General features: G+C 64.6%; 3 protein-coding genes and 1 pseudogene. 1 reads left to right on the top strand and 3 read right to left on the bottom strand.

The window, feature by feature from the left end:
* A partial coding sequence (locus tag AC5ZGW_RS45585) for a porin (RefSeq protein ID WP_496114144.1) occupies positions 1–191 on the bottom strand: 191 nt, incomplete at its 3' end.
* A 245-nt stretch (positions 192–436) separates the two neighbouring features.
* Here AC5ZGW_RS45585 and AC5ZGW_RS45580 point away from each other — a divergent pair.
* Positions 437–1,813, top strand: coding sequence for an Nramp family divalent metal transporter (locus AC5ZGW_RS45580; protein WP_474419074.1), 1,377 nt, complete (start codon positions 437–439; stop codon positions 1,811–1,813).
* Positions 1,814–1,820: 7 nt separating this feature from the next.
* Here the strand turns inward: AC5ZGW_RS45580 and AC5ZGW_RS45575 are convergent, their stop codons facing one another.
* On the bottom strand, positions 1,821–2,597 hold the full coding sequence (locus AC5ZGW_RS45575; protein WP_028162898.1) for an arginyltransferase: 777 nt from the start codon (positions 2,595–2,597) through the stop codon (positions 1,821–1,823).
* Positions 2,598–2,685: 88 nt separating this feature from the next.
* Positions 2,686–3,232 (bottom strand): annotated as a pseudogene (locus AC5ZGW_RS45570) (RDD family protein).
* Positions 3,233–3,439: the final 207 nt, after the last annotated feature.

Below are 3,439 nucleotides of genomic sequence, written 5' to 3'. Positions count from 1 at the left end.
ACCCGGAGGTAGCCGCCGATCTTCATGCAGGTGTCGGTACCGGGGATGAAGAAGAAGCCGGGACCGTAAGCCGAGCAAATCTTCACATATTCGATGGGCTTCGCCTTGATCGGAAGATCGGCCGCATGCGCACCGCCGGCTGCCATCAGCCCCACGGCGGTGCCGAGGATCAAGGTTCTCATTGTCGCCATTGCTGGCCTCCACTGTGAACTGCACGCCCCATACCCACCTAGCGAGCCCTAACGCGGGACTTTATGTCGCAGTGTGACGACCGCGTTACACGCGCGGGGTTCGTGCAGCAGTGTGACTTTGCCGCAACGCAGCAAGACGCGCTCCGAGGGCCGCGGCAGCGGCGCCTGAGGATGTGGCCCGATGACTTCCTAGATGCAGTTGCAAATGAGTTGCAACAAAAAATGTTTTCCGGCATTGTGGCATCATGGATGCCCGAACGCCCCGATTGATCCCCGACACCGCACCGCAGGTGCTGCCGACCTCCACCGGATGGCGCGCCGACGCGCCGGATACGCGAAGCCTCCCCGAGGTGAACGCGACGGTCGAGGTTCCGACGGCAGGCCGATGGTGGCGCCGGCTGCTTGCCTTCGCCGGACCGGGCTATCTGGTGTCGGTCGGCTATATGGATCCCGGCAACTGGGCGACCGACATCGCGGGTGGCTCGAAGTTCGGCTACACGCTGCTTTCGGTCATCCTGCTGTCCAACCTGATGGCGATCCTTCTGCAGGCGCTCGCGGCCCGGCTTGGCATCGTCACCGACCGCGACCTGGCGCAGGCCTGCCGGGCGACCTATTCGCGCCCGGTGAACTTCCTGCTGTGGATCGCCTGCGAAGCCGCGATCATCGCCTGCGATCTGGCGGAGGTGATCGGCACCGCGATCGCGTTGAAGCTCCTGTTCGGCATTCCCCTGATCGGCGGTGCGCTGCTCGCCGCGCTCGATGCCTTCCTGCTGCTGCTCCTGATGAATCGCGGCTTCCGCTTCCTGGAAGCCTTCGTCATCGCGCTCCTGATCGTGATCGCGACCTGCTTTGCGATCCAGGTCGCCGCGGCGGCCCCGCCGGTTGCTGCACTGCTGCGCGGCTTTGCGCCGTCGAGCGAGATCTTCACCAATCCCGAGATGCTCTACATCGCGATCGGCATCATCGGCGCGACCGTGATGCCGCATAATCTTTATCTGCACTCGTCCATCGTGCAGACCCGCGCCTATGAGCGCACCGAAGAGGGACGGCGGGACGCGATCAAATGGGCGACGACCGACTCCACGATCGCGCTGATGCTGGCGCTGTTCATCAATGCGGCGATCCTGGTGGTCGCGGCCGCGACCTTCCATCGGAGCGGCCATTCCGATGTCGCGGATATCAGCCAGGCCTACGAACTGCTGTCGCCGTTGCTTGGCCTCAGCATCGCCTCGACGCTGTTCGCGGTGGCGCTGCTTGCCTCCGGCCTCAACTCGACGGTAACGGCGACGCTGGCTGGCCAGATCGTGATGGAAGGCTTCCTCAGCTTGCGGCTGCCGAGCTGGGCGCGGCGGCTGCTGACGCGCGGCATCGCGATCGTCCCCGTCATTGTCGTCACCGCGCTTTATGGCGAGCGCGGCACCACCGACCTGCTGGTGTTCAGCCAGGTCATCCTCTCGATGCAGCTTCCGTTCGCGGTCATTCCGCTGGTGCGGTTCGTGTCCGACCGGCGCAAGATGGGCAAGTTCGCGATATCGATGCCGGTCGCCGCGGTCGCCTGGCTGGTGGCTGGCGTCATCGTCATCCTGAATGTGAAGCTGCTGTTCGATACCCTCTTCGGCTGAGGGCCGGTCAGTCCTGCGGCTCCGCGGCCATGTCGCCGGCCGCATCGACCCGGAGCCAGCCGCTCGGGGCGAGGCGCTGCTGCGGCAGGAAGCGGGCCTTGTAGTCCATCTTCTTGGAGCCGTCGATCCAGTAGCCGAGATAGACGTATGGCAGTCCGAGCCGGCGCGCGCGGGCGATGTGGTCCAGGATCATGAAGGTGCCGAGCGAGCGGTTCTCGAGCGACGGCTCGAAGAAGGAATAGACCATCGACAGGCCGTCGCTCAGCACATCGGTGAGGGCCACTGCGATCAACTCCTCGCCGCGTCCGGTGATGCCGCTGTCGATGCCGCGCTTGCGATACTCGATGATCCGGGTCTCGACATGGCTATCCTCGACCATCATCGCATAGTCGAGCACGGTCATGTCGGCCATGCCGCCGTGGCGGTGGCGCCTGTCGAGATAGGCGCGGAACACGGAATATTGTTCGGAGGTCGGCACTGCGGAACGCTGCTCGCCGACGAGGTCGGCGTTGCGGGCCAGGACCTTGCGGAAGCTGCGCGAGGGTCGGAATTCGTTGGCGATCACGCGCACCGACACGCAGGCCCGGCATTGGTCGCAAGCCGGCCGGTAGGCGATCGACTGGCTGCGGCGGAACCCGCCATGGGTGAGCAGATCGTTGAGATCGCCCGCTTTGTCGCCGACCAGATGCGTGAACACCTTGCGCTCATGGCGACCCGGCAAATAGGGGCAGGGCGACGGCGCCGTCAGGTAAAACTGCGGGGTATCACGCGAATGCTGGGTCACGACAAGTCGTCAGGCCTCCAAAACAGCCTCCCAGCATCGCGCCCCGGAGGCTAGCGGTCAATCATCTTGCTGGGCTCAATTGGCTGGCTCAATAAGTGTGCGCTGCGGATGCCGCGTGAGCGCGGGCCGAGCTGTTGATGATAACGGTTCCGAGCACGATGTCGTGCAGCAAACGCCGCCGGCTATTGAAGAAGGCCGAACAGCAGCACAAGCGGCGAGAGGAACGAGACCGACAGCCAGAACAGCACCGCATGCATGGCGCCGAGCACGAAATAGCCTGGCGCCCCGTACCAGGTGCGCAACTCCAGATCCATCACCCGCATGCCGACGGTCGCCGACGAGGCGCCGCCGATCGATGCGCCGTAATAGACGATCGCCCAGACAATCGTCGCCGGCCACGCCAGCCAGAACAGCGCCCAACCGAGCCCAAGGGTAATCAGGCCGAACACGGCGATGAAAAGATACCCAAGGATGACGGGGACCGAAAGCACAACCAGGTCAATCAGGAAGGCAAATACCCGCCGGGTGAGCACGCCGCGGAACAGCTCCGGCTCCAATCGCGGATCGAACGCATGCGGCGGCACGCCGCCGTCGTTACGCCAGGCACCATAGTTACCCGAACCGCCGTAAGACATAATCTCCCCTCCGACTGGGACCTATCCCGGGCAGGACACGGGAACGGGCTGCCCGGGTGCCAAGGTCCGGAACCCCAGCAAGCGCAAATATTCGGCGATTCGGAGGCGCAATGCCGTGAGCCTAAGTCCGGTAGATGGGGTAACGGGCCGCGGTCTGCCCTCCAAGCAAGCCGCGCTTGCTACGGCGCTATGGGTGGCGCGCTGCGC

It is taken from the genome of Bradyrhizobium sp. Crot121, assembly GCF_059512385.1.
This window is presented reverse-complemented; position numbering and strand designations above follow the sequence as displayed.